The sequence below is a fragment of the Amycolatopsis sp. MEPSY49 genome (genome assembly GCF_051337345.1).
Classification (GTDB): Bacteria; Actinomycetota; Actinomycetes; order Mycobacteriales; family Pseudonocardiaceae; genus Amycolatopsis.
In genome coordinates, this window is sequence record NZ_JBDLYJ010000014.1 from 37,536 (window position 1) to 53,182 (window position 15,647).

At 70.4% G+C, this 15,647-nt stretch carries 18 protein-coding genes; 5 read left to right on the forward strand and 13 right to left on the reverse strand.

The window, feature by feature from the left end; all coding sequences use genetic code 11:
• Positions 1-23 precede the first annotated feature (23 nt).
• The 3 genes from rpsG to ABFJ78_RS41155 all read right to left on the reverse strand — a co-directional run bounded on the left by rpsG (position 24) and on the right by ABFJ78_RS41155 (position 1,612).
• Entirely contained in the window at positions 24-494 is a 471-nt protein-coding gene (gene rpsG, locus ABFJ78_RS41145) for a 30S ribosomal protein S7 (RefSeq protein WP_003102106.1), read from the reverse strand.
• Positions 494-868: a 30S ribosomal protein S12 gene (rpsL, locus tag ABFJ78_RS41150; protein ID WP_003102113.1), complete on the reverse strand. Its 375-nt coding sequence runs from the start codon at positions 866-868 to the stop codon at positions 494-496. Before rpsL ends, rpsG begins: the two co-directional genes overlap by 1 nt.
• A gap of 588 nt (positions 869-1,456) precedes the next feature.
• Complete coding sequence (locus tag ABFJ78_RS41155) at positions 1,457-1,612, reverse strand: hypothetical protein (protein ID WP_086675507.1); 156 nt, start codon at positions 1,610-1,612, stop codon at positions 1,457-1,459.
• A 153-nt stretch (positions 1,613-1,765) separates the two neighbouring features.
• On the opposite strand from ABFJ78_RS41155, the gene ABFJ78_RS41160 reads away from it, so the two are divergent.
• The 4 genes from ABFJ78_RS41160 to ABFJ78_RS41175 are packed head-to-tail and all read left to right on the forward strand — an operon-like array spanning position 1,766 to position 4,468.
• Complete coding sequence (locus tag ABFJ78_RS41160; protein ID WP_436392876.1) at positions 1,766-2,314, forward strand: YbaB/EbfC family nucleoid-associated protein; 549 nt, start codon at positions 1,766-1,768, stop codon at positions 2,312-2,314.
• On the forward strand, positions 2,314-2,655 hold the full coding sequence (locus tag ABFJ78_RS41165) for an ESX-1 secretion-associated protein (protein WP_436392877.1): 342 nt from the start codon (positions 2,314-2,316) through the stop codon (positions 2,653-2,655). Before ABFJ78_RS41160 ends, ABFJ78_RS41165 begins: the two co-directional genes overlap by 1 nt.
• Before the next feature lie 8 nt (positions 2,656-2,663).
• Positions 2,664-3,854 carry a hypothetical protein gene (locus tag ABFJ78_RS41170; protein ID WP_436392878.1) on the forward strand — a complete coding sequence of 397 codons (1,191 nt, stop codon included), beginning with the start codon at positions 2,664-2,666 and terminating at the stop codon, positions 3,852-3,854.
• On the forward strand, positions 3,854-4,468 hold the full coding sequence (locus tag ABFJ78_RS41175) for a hypothetical protein (protein WP_436392879.1): 615 nt from the start codon (positions 3,854-3,856) through the stop codon (positions 4,466-4,468). The genes ABFJ78_RS41170 and ABFJ78_RS41175 overlap by 1 nt, the downstream gene beginning before the upstream one ends.
• Here the strand turns inward: ABFJ78_RS41175 and ABFJ78_RS41180 are convergent.
• Positions 4,449-4,673, reverse strand: coding sequence for a hypothetical protein (locus tag ABFJ78_RS41180; RefSeq protein WP_436392880.1), 225 nt, complete (start codon positions 4,671-4,673; stop codon positions 4,449-4,451). The two genes, ABFJ78_RS41175 and ABFJ78_RS41180, sit on opposite strands and share 20 nt — an antisense overlap.
• 58 nt (positions 4,674-4,731) lie before the next feature.
• Between ABFJ78_RS41180 and ABFJ78_RS41185 the strand changes: the two genes are divergently transcribed.
• The gene (locus tag ABFJ78_RS41185) at positions 4,732-5,211 is read left to right on the forward strand and encodes a GNAT family N-acetyltransferase (RefSeq protein WP_436392881.1); all 480 of its coding nucleotides are present in this window, start codon (positions 4,732-4,734) and stop codon (positions 5,209-5,211) included.
• Here the strand turns inward: ABFJ78_RS41185 and ABFJ78_RS41190 are convergent.
• The 9 genes from ABFJ78_RS41190 to ABFJ78_RS41230 all read right to left on the reverse strand — a co-directional run bounded on the left by ABFJ78_RS41190 (position 5,204) and on the right by ABFJ78_RS41230 (position 15,511).
• Positions 5,204-5,662 carry a hypothetical protein gene (locus ABFJ78_RS41190; RefSeq protein ID WP_436392882.1) on the reverse strand — a complete coding sequence of 153 codons (459 nt, stop codon included), beginning with the start codon at positions 5,660-5,662 and terminating at the stop codon, positions 5,204-5,206. The two genes, ABFJ78_RS41185 and ABFJ78_RS41190, sit on opposite strands and share 8 nt — an antisense overlap.
• A 56-nt stretch (positions 5,663-5,718) precedes the next feature.
• Complete coding sequence (locus ABFJ78_RS41195; RefSeq protein ID WP_436392883.1) at positions 5,719-5,937, reverse strand: hypothetical protein; 219 nt, start codon at positions 5,935-5,937, stop codon at positions 5,719-5,721.
• 14 nt (positions 5,938-5,951) lie between these two features.
• Entirely contained in the window at positions 5,952-6,158 is a 207-nt protein-coding gene (locus tag ABFJ78_RS41200) for a hypothetical protein (RefSeq protein WP_360768190.1), read from the reverse strand.
• A 26-nt stretch (positions 6,159-6,184) separates the two neighbouring features.
• Positions 6,185-7,870, reverse strand: a complete 1,686-nt coding sequence (locus ABFJ78_RS41205; RefSeq protein ID WP_436392884.1) for a hypothetical protein — start codon at positions 7,868-7,870, stop codon at positions 6,185-6,187.
• 54 nt (positions 7,871-7,924) lie between these two features.
• On the reverse strand, positions 7,925-9,772 hold the full coding sequence (locus ABFJ78_RS41210; RefSeq protein ID WP_436392885.1) for a hypothetical protein: 1,848 nt from the start codon (positions 9,770-9,772) through the stop codon (positions 7,925-7,927).
• Positions 9,773-10,082: 310 nt separating this feature from the next.
• Complete coding sequence (locus ABFJ78_RS41215; protein ID WP_436392886.1) at positions 10,083-11,423, reverse strand: DUF4407 domain-containing protein; 1,341 nt, start codon at positions 11,421-11,423, stop codon at positions 10,083-10,085.
• Positions 11,413-12,804: a hypothetical protein gene (locus ABFJ78_RS41220; RefSeq protein ID WP_436392887.1), complete on the reverse strand. Its 1,392-nt coding sequence runs from the start codon at positions 12,802-12,804 to the stop codon at positions 11,413-11,415. The genes ABFJ78_RS41215 and ABFJ78_RS41220 overlap by 11 nt, the downstream gene beginning before the upstream one ends.
• Positions 12,801-14,822 (reverse strand): hypothetical protein, encoded by a 2,022-nt coding sequence (locus ABFJ78_RS41225; protein ID WP_436392888.1) that lies wholly within the window; start codon positions 14,820-14,822, stop codon positions 12,801-12,803. The genes ABFJ78_RS41220 and ABFJ78_RS41225 overlap by 4 nt, the downstream gene beginning before the upstream one ends.
• On the reverse strand, positions 14,822-15,511 hold the full coding sequence (locus tag ABFJ78_RS41230) for a hypothetical protein (RefSeq protein ID WP_436392889.1): 690 nt from the start codon (positions 15,509-15,511) through the stop codon (positions 14,822-14,824). The genes ABFJ78_RS41225 and ABFJ78_RS41230 overlap by 1 nt, the downstream gene beginning before the upstream one ends.
• Positions 15,512-15,647 lie beyond the last annotated feature (136 nt).

Consider the following 15,647-nt stretch of genomic DNA (forward strand, 5'->3'; position numbering starts at 1 on the left):
TTGCATCTGATGCCGGGCGGAAATCACCAGCGGTAGTGCGCGAAGGCCCGGTTGGACTCGGCCATCTTGTGCGTGTCCTCGCGACGCTTCACGGAGGCCCCGAGGCCGTTCGACGCGTCCAGGAGCTCGTTCTGCAGGCGCTCGATCATCGTCTTCTCGCGGCGGGCCTGCGAGAAGGAGACCAGCCAGCGCAGCGCCAGGGTCGTCGAGCGGCCCGGCTTGACCTCGATCGGCACCTGGTAGGTGGCACCACCGACGCGGCGGCTCTTCACCTCGATGGTGGGCTTCACGTTGTCGAGGGCGCGCTTCAGCGTGACGACCGGGTCGGTGCCCGTCTTCTCGCGAGCGCCTTCGAGCGCGCCGTACACGATGCGCTCGGCCAGGGACCGCTTCCCGTCCTTCAGCACCTTGTTCACCAGCTGGGTGACCAGCGGGGAGGCGTAGACGGGGTCGGAGATCAGCGGCCGCTTCGGGGCCGGACCCTTGCGGGGCATTAGCTCTTCTCCTTCTTCGCGCCGTACCGGCTGCGCGCCTGCTTGCGGTTCTTGACTCCCTGCGTGTCGAGCGAACCGCGGATGATCTTGTAACGGACACCCGGAAGGTCCTTCACACGACCACCACGCACGAGCACCATCGAGTGCTCCTGCAGGTTGTGGCCCTCACCGGGGATGTAGGCGGTGACCTCGATGCCGCTGGTCAGCTTCACACGCGCGACCTTGCGCAGCGCCGAGTTCGGCTTCTTGGGGGTCGTGGTGTACACGCGAGTGCACACGCCACGCCGCTGCGGGCTCCCCTTGAGGGCCGCGGTCTTCTGCTTGGCAGCCTTGTCCTGGCGGCCCTTGCGGACCAGCTGCTGGATCGTGGGCAATGGACCAGCTTCCTGTCGTGATCTGCTTCTTCGTGTCTTCACCGGCCCCCGCGGTCGGGCGTGTCGGCCCGCGTCACGGTCTCTCGACCGGTAACTTCCCGGAGGGATTTTCCGTCGGAACCCCGACCTGCCGAAGCCGGTGACCGGGTGCCTGAGCACCCCGCCCATGCGCACGGCACGCGGAGCGGCCCGACGCCTGCCGGGCACGGTCTCCAAAGATACCCGCCCGGGTCCGGACGGAACGCGGCGGGGGGTCTGAAGGTCGGCGAACCTCCAGCCTACCTCTCGGCACCGCCCGGCCGGGGGATGTTCCGGAGTCCGGTCACGGTGGCGTGGTTTCCCCGCCCACCGGCGCCGGTTTCCTCGGGTCTTCGACGCGGAGTGCTCCCGGCGCGGACTCCCCCCGCACCGATTGCAACACCGCCGGCCTCGGGAATGTTCCGCGGCCGGCGGGCCTCCCCGAGCCGGCCGCCCCGCGGCCGGGCGCGCGATGAACGACCCGTTCACCTCGCCGGACGCCAGGAAAGAGTCGTTCATGACGTCCCCGGCCCGGACCGGTTCGGGCTGCGGCCGGCTTCCGGCCCCTGCTCAGTCCTCGTCGGGCTTGGCGTGGTCCGGCTTGCCCGGGTTCGGGTCGCGCGAGAGGTCGATCAGCGGGTGCACCCCGGCGCCCTCCGGCGCCGCGTGGCTGCCCGTCGACTTCGGCTCTTCGTCGGGCCGGCCGGCCCCTTCGCTGCTGCTCATCACGCACTCCTAGCGCTGTTCCCCTGCTTCCCCTTGCGGCCGCAACCTACCCATTACCCGACCGGGTGATGCAGTGGGATCGGATCCGGCGTTCCGTGCGTCACACGCCACGATGGGTGGCGGACAGCACGCGAACGGGAGGGAACGAGGGGCATGGCGGCCGAGTTCGACCAGCTGATAGCCGAGTTCGAGCGGTTCCAGTCGGGCATCCGCAACGTCGACGACCGGTTCGCCGGCCTCGGCGCGATGCAGCGGCAGCTGACCGAGCTGCGGGCGAGCGCGTCCTCGCCGGACGGGGGCGTGACCGTCGTCACCGGGCCCGGCGGCGCGGTCCTCGACGTCAAGTTCACCGACGCCGCGCTCGCGAAGGGCCCGCAAGCCCTCTCCTCGGCCCTCATGTCGACGCTCCGGGAAGCCGTCGGCGAGGCCGCGCGCCGGCAGGTCGTGCTCGTCCAGGAGCACCTCGGCGACGAGCTCGGCCTGGTCGACCAGGTCCTCGAGACCCAGGCCGAAGCCTTCGGAACCACCGTCGAGGAACTGCGGTCGAAGCTCACGCGGGAAGAAGCGGCGCCGGAGGACTTCGAGGACCAGCGGGTCCTGCGCCAAGCCGACGACGCCCCGCCACCGCCACCGCGGAAGCCCGCGAGCGGCGGATCGGCGGGCGACACCTTCCTGAAGAACCTGTTCGACGAGGAGGACTGATGCCCGACGGAGCCGGCGGTTACCGGGTGGAGGTCGACGCGCTGCGCAAGTACGCCGGCGACCTCGGCAGGTACCGGGACCAGGGTGCCGAGTTCACCGAAAAGGTCGGCCAGTCCGACGTCGGCGACAAGTCGTGGGGCGTGGTCGGCCTGTTCACCAAGCACGGGTACGACGAGACGCTGCACGAGCTGCGCGACCTGCTGGCGTCGATGGCCGAGGGCCTGACGTCGGCGCAGGCGAAGTTCACCGACGCGGCGAACGTCTACCAGGGCACCGAGGACGACCACAAGGCGTTCTTCGGCCAGGTCGAGGTCCTGCTCGACGGCCCGAAGAAGCCGTAGGGGGATCGATGGCGGAGTTCCAGGATGTCGCGAGCGGCGTCAGCGTCAAGAGCGACGACCCGACGACCGTGCTCGGCGTCAACGTCGGCAACGCCGTCAAGGCGACGCCCTTCGTGGGCAGCGCGGTGACCGTCGGCAAGGACGTCGTTTCCGTGGTCAAGGCCGCCGCCGCGCCGCACCCGGACGGCGTCGACATCGCCCTCGGGCTCGGCACGATCGCGACCGACACGACGTCCTTCATCCAGTCGAGCGCGAGCACGATCACCGACATCGCCACCGACCCGCTCGGCTGGCTCGTCGGGCAGGGGCTGAACTTCCTGATCAGCGCGGTCCAGCCGATCCAGGACGCGATCCACTTCGTCAGCGGCGACGGGCCCGCGCTCGCCATCGCCGCCGACAACTTCAACGCCATCGCCACCGGGCTCGACCAGCTGGCGAAGAACTTCGCCGAGGTCGCCGACAGCTCTCTCCAGGGCTGGCAGGGCGACGCCGGCGACGCCGCGCGCCGGTCGCTCGGCGAGTTCGCCCACGGCATCGGCGGCGTCTCCGCGAAGTCCGGCGACCTGGCGCAGATGCTGCAGCTGAGCAGCATGCTGATGAGCTTCGTCGAGGACCTCATCAAGGCGATCCTCACCGAGCTGGTCACCTGGCTGGTCATGATCTGGATCCCGGCGCTGGCCGCCGCGGTGCCCACCTGCGGGGCGTCGGTCGCCACCGCGGGCACGGCGTCGGAGGTCAAGCTCGGCACGACCACCGCGAAGACGACGCAGAAGGTGTCGAAGGTCCGCGAGCTGCTGCAGAAGATCCTCGACTGGCTGCAGAAGATGAAGGCCAAGCTGGCCGCGACGAAGCTGGGCAAGGTGTTCGCCGACGGCAAGACCGCGAAGAAGCTGGGCGAGATCGCCGAACGCGACGCGGGCAAGAGCTTGGTCGACAAGCTCACCGGCGCCGACGGGATGATCGGCAAGCGGGCCGGGAAGAACGCCCTGTCGGAGATCGCGAAGAAGGGCGGCGAGGCCGCGGCCAAGGGCGTCTTCGGGTTCAACCCGGCCAAGCCCGGCGACAACCCGGCCAAGACGCTGAACGACCACCTCGGCAAGCTCAACAGCCACGTCAAGAACGCCAAGAAGGCGAGCGACTACGGCGAGACCGGCCGCAGCCAGTCGGACGACGAAACGCGCGAGGACCTGGACTTCTGATGCTCGTGGTGGTGGTGGTGATCGTCCTGATCGCGGTGGTGTTCGCGGGCGCGGCCGCGATCTGGTGGCGGTCGCACGCGAAGTTCGTCGAAGGCCGCAAGGAGCACTGGTTCAAGGCGTTCGCGGCCGAGCGCGGCGGGGTCTTCGACAGCGGCGTGCCCAGCGACCCGCGGGCGACGCCGACGTTCGGGGTGCGCCACCCGAGCGGCCGCCCGCTGGCCGGGAGCCACACGACGTGGGTCGAGTTCCGCCACCGGGACCGCCCGGTCATCGCGATCGACGCCCAGGAGCCGTACCGGCACTTCGACGACCACACCTACTTCCGCGACATCCACGTCACGCAGGTGCGGGTGCCGCCGTGCCCGGAGCTGCGGATCACCGCGGGGCGGGTGTCGATGCCCGCCGACGCGCGGCTCGAAGGCGAGCTGGCCCGGTGGCTGGCGGCCAACCCGCGGTTCGGCCGGCGGGACGTCGTCGTCGAGCACGGCTCGGCGCGGACGTGGGGCCAGGGCTGCGCGACCCGGCAGAACATCGTGGCCGAGGCCGGCTACCTCGCCGATCTGGCGGACAGCCTGCCCGCGGCGCTGTGGAGCGTCAGCGGCGGCGCGTCGTGAGGTGGGTCAGCCCCGCCGACAACGCGAACACCAGCCCCAGACCCACGATGTACGGGCCCGCCAGCAGGGCGAAGCCCGCGCCGATGTTGGCGTCGGGCTGATCGGACGTCGACCGGAACCCGATCGCGCCCACCGACAGCAGGATCGCGCCTGCCGTGATCAGCAGGACGGCCACCGCCGTCAGGCGCTTCGTGACAGTCGTCATGCCCCCATCGTGCCCGGGGCCCGGCGAATTCGCTGGACAGCGACCGCAGGATGAGGACGTGAACTGGAAGATCACCCAGATCGACGTCGCCCACCCGGACGCCGTCGCGATCATGCGCGACTACATGGACGAAGTCGCTTCGCGCTACTTCGGGCGCCCGATCACCGAAGCGGAGCTCACGCACTACGTGGCCGAAGAACCGGGCACCGACCTCGTCCCGCCCACCGGAGCTTTCCTCGTCGGGCACCTCGGCGGGGAAATCGGCGGCTGCGCCGGGACCCGGGTCGTCGCGCCGGGGATCAGCGAACTGACCAAGGTCTTCGTCAAGCCGGCCCACCGGGGCACCGGCGGCGCGCCCGCGCTGGTGGCGGCCGCCGAGGAAGCCGCCCGGCGGCTCGGTTCCCGGCTCATGCGGCTCGACACGCGCCACGACCTCGTCGAAGCCCGCGCGCTCTACGCGAAGGTCGGCTACGCCGAGGTCGAGCCGTTCAACGACGGGCAGTTCGCCGAGCACTGGTTCGCCAAAGCCCTCAGCTGACGCAGGCGGCGACCTCGCCCGGCGCCGACTTCTGCGTCTTCACCACCCGCCCGCCGACCGTGACACGGCATTCGACCGCGCCGCTCCCCTGCCCGAGCAGCTGGATCGACCCGGGCGCCGCCCAGCTGAGTTCCTTGCGCCACGGCAGCGGGACCTCGAACTCCTGGTGGACCAGGCCGAGGCCGTTCGAGTCGTAGACGACCGTCGCCGTGCCGGTGCCGGTCAGCTCGTAGGTCACCTGGTAGCCGGACGGCGCCGGCGGGTTCGAGGTGTACGTCGCCGTCGCCATGATCGTGCGCGGCGGCACCGACGACAGCGCCGGCTCCCCCACCACCGCGACCGAGGGTGAAGGCCGCGGCGAGCCGTCGTCGCCGAGGATGAAGATGCCCGCCGTCACCGCCGCGATCGCGATCACGGCGATGCCGAGCCTGCCCACCAGCTGCCGGTTCATGGGAACTCCCCAGGGGAAAGCGGCGGCCCCTCGCGGAACGAGGGGCCGCCGTCGGGTCAGAAGGAGGGCAGGAGCTTGCCCGGCACACCGTTGATCGACTGGATCAGGCCGAGCACCGGGACGCCGAGCGGCGCGAACGTCCAGATGTTGTTCAGGCCGCTGGTGTCGGGTTCGTCGACCACGACGACCCCGGGTGCGTCGGCCGCGAGCGCGGGCGCCGCCGCGCCGAACAGGGCCGCACCGGTGAGGATCGCGACAGCGAGGGTCTTCTTCATGGGTTCTCTGCCTTTCAGGAAACAGCGGTGATCAGGTCGAAGACGGGGGCGAGCAGGTCGACGGGCTGGCCGAGCGGGCCGAGCACGCTGCCGAGGTCGACGCCGGGCACCAGCCAGACGGAACCGTCGGTCGGGTCGGCCGAGGCGACCCCGGCGGCCAGGCCGGTGAACGCCGTCGCCGCGACGAGCGGCAGCAGCACGCGGGCAGCAAGACGCTTCATGCTTTTCCTTTCGCAGTAAGGGTTTTTCAGCGGAGAACCGACGTGATCGGCACGATGGTTCCGTCGGGGACCCACTGGCCCGCGTAGTCGCGGTCCATCACCATTCCGGTGGCGTGGGGTTCGGTGGGGTACATCGGCATGGCGTTGACCTGGGCGGCGGCGAAGATCTGCACGTCCCCCGCGGCGCGGTCGGCGCCCAGCCAGGTCCGGAAGCCGCCGAGCGTCGGGCTTTCGCCGCCGAAGCGGTCACCGACCGCCACGGCGTACCCGACCGCGGTCGCCTCCCGCGGGTCGAACCGCAGCGGCAGCGACGCGCTCGCGGCGGCGTTGACGATCGGCCCGGTCAGCAGCCACGGCGCCAGGTAGAGCCCGTACTGGTGGGTGGGTTCGAGGCGCTGCAGCTCGGCCGCCCGCGTCATCGCGGTGTACCCGGCGGCCCAGCCGGAGACGACGACGAGCGCGGTGTCGGGCCCGGCGTCCGGCCGCACGGCCAGCCCGGTCCGCGCCGCGGTCTCGCGCACCAGCTTCGCGGCCGCGACCCCGCGCGGGGAGTCGTCCTCGACCAGCGTGAGCGCGGACGGCTTCCGCCCGGCCAGGAACTCGACGAGCTTCACCAGCGCGCCGCTGTCCTCCGGCGTCAGCGCGTCGGACGGGCACGCGCTCAGCACGTCGGCGCGGCCGGCGACCAGGCCGCCGAGGGCCGCGGACGCGCATTCCGGCGCGTCCGCCTCGGTGATCGCGGGACCGGGCGCGGTCCCGGCGTCGACCTCGACGACCGTCGTCGTGTCGCCGCGGCGGATCTCCAGGTCGCTGCGGCCGGGCGGTAAGTCGACGTCGGCCCACGTACCCTCGGCGCCGGGCCGCGCGACGGCCTTGGTGACCAGGCCCCCGCGCACGCCGGCGGAGAGGTCGTCGCCCGCGCTCGCCGGGAAGTGGACGACGTTGTGGCCCGGCCGCTGCGGGCTGACGAGCACCGGGAACCCGGCCTCGTCGGCGAGCAGCGGGACGCCGGGCACGGGCAGCGGCGGGGGCGCCGGAATCGCGCCCAGCGCGGTCCACGCGACGAACCCGAGCGCGACGCCGAGCACGCCGAACCGGTAAGCGCGGCCTTTGAAGACCCCGGCGAGCACGCTCGCCACGACCGGCAGCACCACGACGGCGACCACCGCGAGCCCGAAGAGCGTCGAGTAGAGCCGCCGGTCGAACCCGAGGCCGGACACCCCGAACCGCACCGCGCCGGCGAGGACCAAGAGCCCACCGAGGGTGAGCGCGAGGGGACCGGGCCGGACGGCCGCCGTCGCCACCGGCCCGAGCAGCGCGAAGCCGAACCACACGGCCGCGGCGGCGACGAACACCGTGTCGATCGCGAACTCGACGCCGGTGCCGCCGAGCGACGTCTCCAGCACGACGAGCACCAGCAGCGCGGCCGACGTCCAGCGGGTGGCCCGCGGCAGGACCGGCACCGCGACCGCGAGCACGACGTGGATCGCCAGCGCGACCACGTTGACCTCGGCGGCGAAGGCCGACACCACGGCGAGCAGCGCCGAAATCCCGCCGAGGACGTACAGCGTCAGCCGCGGCCGCTGCCCCGGCGGGCGCAGGAGGCCGCCACCGGCGAGGAACGCCGTGGACAGCAGCAGGGCCAGCCGGAGCACCAGCGCCAGGATGTCCACAGTGGACGATCCGGTGGGCGCGGAGTGGTCGTGTTCCATCGGGACCTTCCGGGGAGAGGCGGGCGGGGCCGCGGTCGGCCCCGCCCGCGTCGGCTACTTGACGTTCGCGTCGGCGACCACGAACAGCTCGGAGTGCGGCTTGGCGTTGCCGAAGTCCCCGTGCGGCCACGACTTGCGGTTGAAGTTGATGCCGACCTGGCCGGTGAACTCGTCCCGGAAGTTCGTGTCGACCGAGACCTTCCCGTCCGGGCCGAGGTTCAGCAGGTTCACCTTGTGGTCACCGTCCAAACCGGACCGCGCGACGAAGTAGTTCGACACCGCGAGGTGCTGCGGCGACGTCGTTTCGTGGTAGAAGCCGTCGTCACCGAGCACGAAGTTGTCGTAGGCGCCCCAGTGCGGGCCCGCGCCCGGCGTGCCGGGGTTGATCGGGGCCGCGCCGACGACGGTCGGCAGGTCGCCGCCCCCGCCCTGCTGCGCCTTCGCCTTGGTGTCGACCCGGCCCTGGATGTCCTCGATCCGGTCGCCGGCGTTGACCAGCTTCTGGATGTCGAGGACGTAGACACCGCCGGTGGTGCCGGGGTCGTCGGCCGAGAGGGTGCCCTTCTGCCGCCCGACGATCGCGCGGTAGAGGTACTTGTCGTCCGGGCTCGTCTGGATCCAGCCGCCGTTGGAGCTGGCGCCGTTCGAGTCGTTGTTCGCGTAGATCGACTTGTTCGCGGCGCCGTCGTCGAACACCTCGATCCAGTGCGGCTCGGCCGCGGTGATGTCCGGCGTGTAGAACACCGCGCCGCCCTGCATGGTCTGGGCGAACGCGCCCTTGTGCCCCGGCAGGTTGGTCACGGTCGTCTCCATGACCGCGCGGCTCTCGGCGTGCAGCGGGTCGGCGGGATCGGCGCGCGGGCCGTCCTGCAGGTACGACACCGACTTCAGCTTCGGGTGGTTGCGGTCGGAGATGTCCCAGGTCCGCACGGTCGGCCGGCGCAGGTACGGCGACGGCTGCTTCACCGGGTCGAGGATGATGTTGCGAGGCTCGGCGTAGTCGCTCGTCACGAGCGTGTTCAGGTCCTCCCGAGCCTGGATGCCGTGCGGGTTGGCGCAGGTCGGCGTGCCCAGCTGCGGCAGGTTGTCGCAGAGCTTCTTGTTGTCGCCCTGCGGGGTCGCCGCCGGGGACTCCGAGAGCACCTGCGCGTTCTGTCCGAAGTGGACGACCTCGCCGGGGCTGCCCGCGAAGCCGTTGCCGATCTGCGTGGAGCCGTCGGCGTAGGCGTGCGGGCCGGGCACGACCGGCCCGCCCATGTACGTGCCGTATGCGGTGCCGTCCTTGAGCACCCAGTAGGCGTCCGGGACGCTCCCGCCGAGGGTGTTCGTCGGCAGGCTGACGCCCTTGAGCTTCAGCTGCGGCAGCGCGCTGACGTCGAAGGCGTACGTCGCGGCCGCGAACAGCGCCCCGGCGTAGATCGTGTCGCCCTTGTGCCACACGTACTGCATGTGGTGCGGCTCGTTCTCGACCAGCGGCCCGACGGTCGCGGTGTTCACGACCTTGCCGTACGTCGGCGAACCCTGCGTCGCGTCGATGACGGCGAGGAAGTCCGGGCCGGGCAGGGCGTTCTTGATCTTGTTGAGCCCGCCGCCGAGCGTGCCCGGCAGGTTCTTCACGTCCTTGACGAGCGTGTCGGCGATGTTCTCGTCACCGGCCCAGACGAGCAGCCACTTCTTGGGCGTGCCGCTCTCCGACCGCGCGAGATCCTTGGACACCAGGTGGTTTTGCACCCAGTACTGCTTGCCGTCGGACGCGGTCTTCGCGTCGGTGACGGTCTGGACGTCGGCGTAGGCGCCGGTGGACGAACCGGTGTACGTGACCGCGCCGGCCGCGAGAGCGAGCGCCGCGGCGCCGGTCACCACCTTTCGCCACCGGCCCGGACGCGACGGAGTTGATCGCATGGTTCTCCCTGTTCTTCTCCGCACGGATGGAAACCGTTGGGACACAACGGAAAGCCGACGTCAGCCGACCTGGACGGGATATTCGCGCCAAGCGGGCGAAGGGTCCAGCCGTGATCAAAGAATGAGAACCGACCCGAAAGGGTCAATCTCCCACGAAGTGGGCCGACTTGACGCTCATCACTGGGCCGAACGAGTGAGCGAAGCAGCTAGACCAACCGGCGGTGTCACGGTTGGTCACAATGGCGCAGCCCCGGCACCTGAACGCCGGGGCTGCTCGTTATTCATTCGTTATGAGATGCCGGGAACTTTGCTACTGCTGGTTGCGCAGCGTCGCGGCCAGCCGGTCGATTTCGGCGTCCAGATCCGACTCCCGCCGCGCCCGGGCGGAGCGGTCGGCTTCCTCGATGCTGTCGACCCGAGTCCGCAGGTTGTACTCGGTGCGCTGCAGCCAGACGTCGTTGTCCGCGGTGTCCTGTCGCTCCCGCAGCGTGACGTGCTTGTCGTGCAGCCGGCGCGCAACCTCGACCTGCCGGGAGACGAGCACGTCGTACGCCGTCGAGCCGCTCATCAGCTTGGTCAGCACCGGCATGCAGTCGATCGCGATGAGCAGCAGCCGCACGAGCCACTGGGCCGCGAACACCATCGCGCTCTCGTCGGACAACCGCCCGAGGGCTTTGTCCTCGTCGAGGATGCCGATCGTGCCCTGGTGCTCGCGCATCGAGTCGACCTTCGCCTTGATGGCAGCACTGATCTGCTGGCCGGCGGTCTGCTGGGCGCTCCCCAGTCTTGTGGTCAGTCCGTCGATGTTCGCATTGGCCGCGGTCAGGTCGGCCTGCCGCTTCTCGAGCTGGTTGTCGGTGCGAAAGCGATCCGCCACATCCCGATTCCGGTCGCACTCGGGACCGTCGCCCGCCACACCCGTGAGCCCTTCGCCCCGCGTGCCGCTGCACTCCGCGCGCGCCAGCTTTTCCAACCCGTCCCACTGGGCGTAGAGGTTGTCGTACTCCTTCTTCGCGGCGTCGCGGTTCTTTACGGCCTTGTCCAGTTCCTGTTGCGCCGCGTCGGGCGAGTTCGCGATGGTCAGCTGGAAGTCGGCGCAATCCGGGGTCTTCAGCGCCTGTGCACCCGCGGGGTTGCAGTTCCGGTACTGGCTCTCGTAGGCGGACAGCTCGTGCTGCCTGCCGTCGAGAACCTCTTTGTGGATGGCGGGCTGGAAGATCCACAGCAGCAACGGCTCCGCGATCACCGCGCCCATGAGCAGCGAGATCACCAACCGGGGGAGGAACACCCGGGCCTTGCCGCCACCGAGCATGCCGTGCGTGCTGGAGATCAACCAGCCGTCGAAACTGATGATGACGTAGGCCCAGAGCACGCCAGCCGGCACCAGGAAGATCCACGGCACCGTGGACAGACCGGACAACGCCACCAGCAACGAGACCCCGGCGAGCAGGCCGGTGTTGAAGATGATGGCACCGAGCCGGGTGTAGCGCGGCCGCTCCTCCGGTACCCAGTCGAGGATCTCCTCGCGGATCCCAGCCAGCGCCCGCAGCCGACGGCCGAGCCCGCGGTGCGGGTCGACCGGCCGGTACGTGCCGAGCGGGACGTCCGGAGGCAAGGCGCTCCGCGCGGGCGCCTCGGTGTCAACTGACATCTTCTTCCCTCACCCCGGTGTCGTCGTCTTCGGTGTCTTCCTGCCCGGCTTGCGGAGCGGGCGACGCCTCGTCGCCGCCAGGCAGCTCCGTCGTGCCGCCGCCCTCGAGCTGCTCGCGCGGCACGGCTCCGGTCAACTTGGTGATCAGCAGGTTCGGGTCGAGGTTCGTCATGTCGAGGTAACCGTGTTTACCGAGCTCCCGGATGACCTCGAGGGTGATCTCCTCCTTGCGCCGGGTCTCCGCGCGGGCCAGGCCGTTGTCTTCGCGTCGCCACTTGCGTTCCTCGCGGGACTGCTCCTGGTTCCACCGGCGTTGCTCGTTGCGGCGCTCGATCTCATAGAGCCGCTCTTCGTGCCGACGGTCGAACTCGGCTTGCCGCTCGGTGCGCTCGATCTCGCCGCGGTAGCGGTTCTCGACGAGCAGCCGCTCGGCCATCTCGGTCGCGTCCAGCGAGCCGGCCACGTACGCGTTGGCCAGTGCGCTGTCCGGGTTGTTCCGGATGATCTCGGCCAGCGCGGTCATCTCCTCGCGATCTTCCCCGCGCTGGTGGCGGTCGAACGCCTTCCGGTCGGCCAGCCGGTCGAGCTCGTACCGCTGCTGCTCGATTCCGACGACCCCGGAGTGGTGAACGCGGTCCCACTCCAGCCGCTGTTCGTGCGCCTGCCGATCGGCACTGATCCGGTGGTCGTGCCCGGCCCGGTCGGATTCGAGGTACTGGTCGTTGTGCTGGCGTTCCGTGGTCAGCGAGTGGTCCAGCCGCTGCTGCGTCGTGTCCAGCACGTGCTGGTACTCGATGGAGCGGCGGTTGCCCATCAGCTGCCGGTACTCGTCCGGGGTCAGCACTTCGACGCTGCGCAATTCGACGGCGATGCCGGAGATCACCGGCGGCTTGAGCGTGGTGAAGGCCTTCACCTGGGCGTTGACGTCCCGGCGGACATCGTTGATCTGCCCGAGCCGGTACTCGAGGCCCAGTTCGAAGATTCGGTGGTGGCTCTTGAGGTAGGCCCGCAGCAGCGTCTGTGCGTCGCCCCGGCCTTCGCGCACGACGCTGACGGCGTTGGTCACGGTGCAGACGAAGGTGACGCGCATGGTGAAGTCGTCGGCTTCGGCGGACGGGATGGCCAGCTCGACGATCACTTCGGCGTCGCGGGTCAGGTCGACCAGGCTGACGTGGGTGGCCCTGACGACCTGTTCCTCGTCCAAGCGCCGTTGGGCGCTGTCGAGGACGTACTCGCCGTCGACGCGGTAGACGAACACCTGGTGCGCGTTGGGCCGGGGAAGTTCGCCGTGTTCGCGGTATTCCCTGCGCCAGAAGAACTTCCCTTTGGTCTGCGCCGGATCCAGGGGTCGTTGTTCGACGATCGGGTAGGGCTCGGTCATGGCAGTGCAGCAGCCTCTCGGTGCAGGTGGGAGATCGCGGCGAGCAGGTGCTCGACCAGCGGGGAACTGTCCTTGTGGGTACGGGCCTCCAACGCGGCGAAGTCCGCGCGGAGAAGGTCGGCTTCGCCGGGGGGCAGGGCCGCTGAAATGGCCAACCCGAGCGAAGTCGCGACGGCGATGGGGTCGTCGCAGAGGTGTTTGAGGTCGTCGAGCGCCGACCGCAGGACGGTCAGCGCCCGTTTGCGAGTCGGCCGGTTCCGCAGAGCCGCGGCCCACAGTCGCCCTTCGATGGATGCGGCCCGGTCAGGCGCGCGGCAGAGGTACGCGGTGGCGGCGTACCTGCCGGACGTCCGGTCGCGCGCGGCGAGCACGCTGAGGATCGCGCGTGTAGCCGCGCGGACGAACTCGGGTTTGACCCCCGGGTTGTCCAGCCGCCGCGCTTTCCCGTCGAGCAACGTCAAGACGACCCCGGCGTCTTCGGTGCGTCGGGTGAGGGTGACGAACAGGGCGGCGAGTGCAACGTGCGCGTCCCCTGTAACCGTGTGGCTCTGCAGGATGAGCTGCCAGAGGCGATTGGCTGCTTCGTGCGGGTAGCGGGCGCCGAGTTCGCCACTAAGCGCGACCGCGCCGGTCCACCGTTCGGCCGGGGTGCCGCGCCCGGCCCACTGCGCGGCCAGTTGGAGCGCCTCCGGGGCAAGGGCTTCGTCGTAGCTCAGCAGCCACAGCACGTGGGTCGCGGTGGTCTGGCCTGCCCAGCCGCGCTGCCCATCGGCCCACGGCGCCAGGATGTCGTCGACCTCGTCGAAGGCGTATCGCGCGAGTTCGGCGAGCCCGGCTGCGACCCGCAGGCCTTCGTCGAGCATTACCTCGTCAAGCCACGCGGCAACGCCGTCCCAAAACGGCGCTTCTTCGCGCGCCCACAGCTCGGCGAGCACGAACCGGCGGTACCGCGGTTCGCGGAACCGGGGGCAGTGCCGCGCGACGCCGTCCGAGCCGACTCGTTCGACCTTGATCAGGCTGTCCTGCGCGTAGAGCTTGAGCCGGTGTTGCCGCAGCAGCTCGGGCTGCGGTCGGTCGACGGCGTCCGGCTCACCGCCCACGACTGTCTCAGCGAGCTTGACTTCGAGTTTGCCCAGCGCCGACTCGAAGGTCCGCTGCCGCGCCCCGTCGAGGAACGCCAGTGCGGTGGCGGCCAGGACGTCCCGCTCAGCCCGCTCTTCGTCGAACCACGTCCGGACGCGGTCCTGCAGGGACGCGTCGAGCTTGGGCAGTGCCTCCGCCACTGGCGTCCCGTCACCGAGGTCGTCGGCGACGGCGACGAGGTCGGTCAGCCGCCCGCCGTCGGGCCAGGCGCGCAAGACTTGCTCGACCACCTCGTCGGCGCCCTCCATGCCGGCGAGCCGAACGCGCAGCACCCGGCGCGGGTCGGGCGGTTCCCAGCGCACTTGGGCGACGGCGTCGACTTCGCCGGGACCGGCCGGCGTGGTCGTCGTGACGACGAGGTAGGCCCCCTGGTCGCGTACGCGGTCGCGGACCGTCCGCCATGTGAAGTCGACGTCGGCGGCTTTCCGCTCCGCGATGCGGTCGGCGACGATGTAGCCGTTCCCAGCCGTGTATTCGCGTTCAGCCAGGGTCTTCAGCCGGTTCATCGGGGACAGGAGGTACAGCGGCCCGTCGGTGACCTCGCGCAGCAGCGCGATCGCCCCGGCTCGCTTCCCGGTCCCCTGACCGGCGTGCAAGCCGACGACGTGGTCTTTGCGCAGTGCGCCGAGCGCCGTGTCGTAGGAGGCGGGCGTGATGTAGTGGCTCAGCTCGGCCCGGACATCGGAGTCGTCGAGCTTCCCGGTGGCAGCCTTGACGCGCGCCGGCCGCTGCGGACCGAGCCCGAACTGGGCGCCGTCGGCATAGATCGGGCCGTTGAACTGGTTCACCGCGCCGGCGAGCTGTTCGGTGTAGTCGTGGTCTGGTGCCGGGTCCGGCACCTCCGCTGGCTTCTTCGCCGGTTCTTCGTCGCTCATCAGCCGCGCTTGATCCCGAAGACCGCGTGCGTCGCGTCGACGCTCCCGTTGACCACGGTGATCGCCTCGGCGCGGTAGGTGTGCCCGGCCGCGGTCCCGACGGTGGGCGGACGCTCTGGCGGATCGGCCTCGAGCCGGACGCCATGCACGTCGTGCCCGGGTACCCGCAGCCACGCCACGTCGGTGTACTCCTTCTGCCGCACCACGACTTCCCGGAAGTCGGCCGGCCTCAGCGAGGTGTGCCGCTGCGCGACGACGTCGGTGTAGACCTGCCGCGACACGAGCACGGCCAGGTGGGCGTCGGGGAACGCCTTGAGGGCCCCGCGGAGCGGGTCGGCGTCGACGAGCCGGCTCACGCCCACGACGCCCTGCCCGGTCCAGCCGTTCGGGCCGGGCATCGCGACCCCGTGGTGGATCGCGATGCGAACGCGCATCCGGGCATCGGGTGCGAGGTCGTGGTTGTAGTCGGCCAGCGCTGCGGCCAGTTCGCGGACGTAGTCGTCCGCGACGACCGGTTCCGGCGAACCCGCGGGGAGAATGGCCAGTTCACCGTCGCCGGCACCCTGCCGGTGCCAGGTCGTCCGGTCCAGACCGCTTCGGGCGGCGGCCGAGTCGGCCACCACGAGCAGGCCGTGCTGGATCGAGGCGTGCTGCCGGTCGTCCCGGCTGCCGTAACCCTGTACGTCCATGGAAACGAGGAGGTGGCGGGAAAAATCGTTGCCGCGAGTCAAGATCGACGTCCTTTTCGGAGCTGGTACGAGGTGAGCGCAGAGTCTGCCTGCACTCCGTGACCAAGACTCCGGAAAATTCCGCCATCTGAACCTC

Excerpts from the sequence above, each read along its gene's own strand:
- ABFJ78_RS41160 (WP_436392876.1), top strand. The coding sequence starts at position 1,766 with ATGGCGGCCGAGTTCGACCAGCTGATAGCCGAGTTCGAGCGGTTCCAG.
- rpsG (WP_003102106.1), bottom strand. The coding sequence starts at position 494 with ATGCCCCGCAAGGGTCCGGCCCCGAAGCGGCCGCTGATCTCCGACCCC.
- ABFJ78_RS41220 (WP_436392887.1), bottom strand. The coding sequence starts at position 12,804 with ATGACCGAGCCCTACCCGATCGTCGAACAACGACCCCTGGATCCGGCG.
- ABFJ78_RS41225 (WP_436392888.1), bottom strand. The coding sequence starts at position 14,822 with ATGAGCGACGAAGAACCGGCGAAGAAGCCAGCGGAGGTGCCGGACCCG.
- ABFJ78_RS41180 (WP_436392880.1), bottom strand. The coding sequence starts at position 4,673 with ATGACGACTGTCACGAAGCGCCTGACGGCGGTGGCCGTCCTGCTGATC.
- ABFJ78_RS41170 (WP_436392878.1), top strand. The coding sequence starts at position 2,664 with ATGGCGGAGTTCCAGGATGTCGCGAGCGGCGTCAGCGTCAAGAGCGAC.
- ABFJ78_RS41195 (WP_436392883.1), bottom strand. The coding sequence starts at position 5,937 with ATGAAGAAGACCCTCGCTGTCGCGATCCTCACCGGTGCGGCCCTGTTC.
- ABFJ78_RS41210 (WP_436392885.1), bottom strand. The coding sequence starts at position 9,772 with ATGCGATCAACTCCGTCGCGTCCGGGCCGGTGGCGAAAGGTGGTGACC.
- ABFJ78_RS41215 (WP_436392886.1), bottom strand. The coding sequence starts at position 11,423 with ATGTCAGTTGACACCGAGGCGCCCGCGCGGAGCGCCTTGCCTCCGGAC.
- ABFJ78_RS41175 (WP_436392879.1), top strand. The coding sequence starts at position 3,854 with ATGCTCGTGGTGGTGGTGGTGATCGTCCTGATCGCGGTGGTGTTCGCG.
- ABFJ78_RS41155 (WP_086675507.1), bottom strand. The coding sequence starts at position 1,612 with ATGAGCAGCAGCGAAGGGGCCGGCCGGCCCGACGAAGAGCCGAAGTCG.
- ABFJ78_RS41165 (WP_436392877.1), top strand. The coding sequence starts at position 2,314 with ATGCCCGACGGAGCCGGCGGTTACCGGGTGGAGGTCGACGCGCTGCGC.
- ABFJ78_RS41230 (WP_436392889.1), bottom strand. The coding sequence starts at position 15,511 with ATGGACGTACAGGGTTACGGCAGCCGGGACGACCGGCAGCACGCCTCG.
- ABFJ78_RS41200 (WP_360768190.1), bottom strand. The coding sequence starts at position 6,158 with ATGAAGCGTCTTGCTGCCCGCGTGCTGCTGCCGCTCGTCGCGGCGACG.
- ABFJ78_RS41190 (WP_436392882.1), bottom strand. The coding sequence starts at position 5,662 with ATGAACCGGCAGCTGGTGGGCAGGCTCGGCATCGCCGTGATCGCGATC.
- ABFJ78_RS41205 (WP_436392884.1), bottom strand. The coding sequence starts at position 7,870 with ATGGAACACGACCACTCCGCGCCCACCGGATCGTCCACTGTGGACATC.